At 63.5% G+C, this 1,317-nt stretch carries 1 protein-coding gene; it reads left to right on the forward strand.

Translation table 11 applies throughout. From position 1 onward, the window contains the following. Nucleotides 1-1,317 (forward strand): type VI secretion system Vgr family protein (locus C9E81_RS22600; RefSeq protein ID WP_243698789.1); only part of this gene is annotated, 1,317 nt, incomplete at both ends.

Below are 1,317 nucleotides of genomic sequence, written 5' to 3' on the forward strand. Positions count from 1 at the left end.
TTCAAGCAGATTGAGCGTCTCGGCCGGCTGACGACGGAACTGGGCGAGGATGTGCTTGTCCTGTTGCGTTTCGACGGCACGGACTACCTGAATGAATTGTTCGAATACCGGGTGGAGGCTCTTGCCGCGCGTGACGACCTGGATTTTGACGCCCTGATCGGCACCCATGCGACGGTCGAGATCGAGGCCCATGACAGGATGCGGCCTTTCGACGGCATCGTGACATCGGCAAGATGGGCCGGGGTCGGGGAAAACGGCCATCGCTATGACCTGACCCTGCGGCCCTGGTTCTGGCTGGCCGGCAAGCGCCGCAACCAGCGGATCTTTCACAACAAGAGTGTCGATCAGATCCTGCGTGAACTCCTGTCGGATTATGCCGGTTTCGGTTACCCGCATCTGGAGATCAGGCTCTCCAATCAATATCCCGAGCTCGAATACACGGTTCAATACCGTGAAAGCGATCTGCAATTCGCCCGCCGGCAGATGGAGCGGCACGGGATCAGCTTTCATTTCCGCCACGAGAAGGGCAGCCATACGCTGGTGCTGACCGATGACGAACTGGCGCATGAGGTGATCGGCGAGATCCCCTTCAAGCGCTATGACGGCCATCACCAATACGAGTTCGAGCATTTCTGGGACTGGGCGCCGGAGCGGAATTTCACCACCGGGGCGGTCCGGCAGGTGGATTACAATTTCAAGCAGCCGACCCAGAGCATGGAGACCTCGCAGCCGAGCGATGCGGCTTATGCCTTTGGCCATGTGGAAAGCTTCGACTATCCGGGCGATTACCTGTCCGAGAGCCCCGGCAAGATCGTCACGCGGATGCGCCAGCGGCAGGAGCGCGGCGGCGACCGCCGCAACCGTGCGGTGGGCGATTGCGTGAGCCTGACCGCGGGTTTGCGCCTCAGGCTGGGCGGCGACAGGGTGCCGGGGCATGGCGAGACCTATCTCTGCCTGTCGGCGGCCCACAGCTTTGTCAGCGAGGCCTATGGCTCGGGCGGGCAGGGCAGCGACGGCTACAGCTATTCCGGCGCTTACGTGCTGATGCCGGACACCGCGCCGATGGTGCCGCCGAGACGGACGGAGGCGGCGCGCGTCCATGGCCCGCAAACGGCGATGGTGGTGGGCGAGGGCGAGATCGACTGCGACGAATACGGTCGCATCCTGGTGCGCTTCCACTGGGATCTGGAGGAGGCCTATTCGATGCGCTGCCGGGTCAGCCAGAGCTGGGCCGGGGGTGGCTGGGGCGGCATGGTGATCCCCCGCATCGGCATGGAGGTCGTCGTCGAGTTCCTCGAAGGCGATCCCGACAAGCCG

Source organism: Paracoccus alkanivorans (assembly GCF_003697785.1).
Taxonomy (GTDB): domain Bacteria; phylum Pseudomonadota; class Alphaproteobacteria; order Rhodobacterales; family Rhodobacteraceae; genus Paracoccus; species Paracoccus alkanivorans.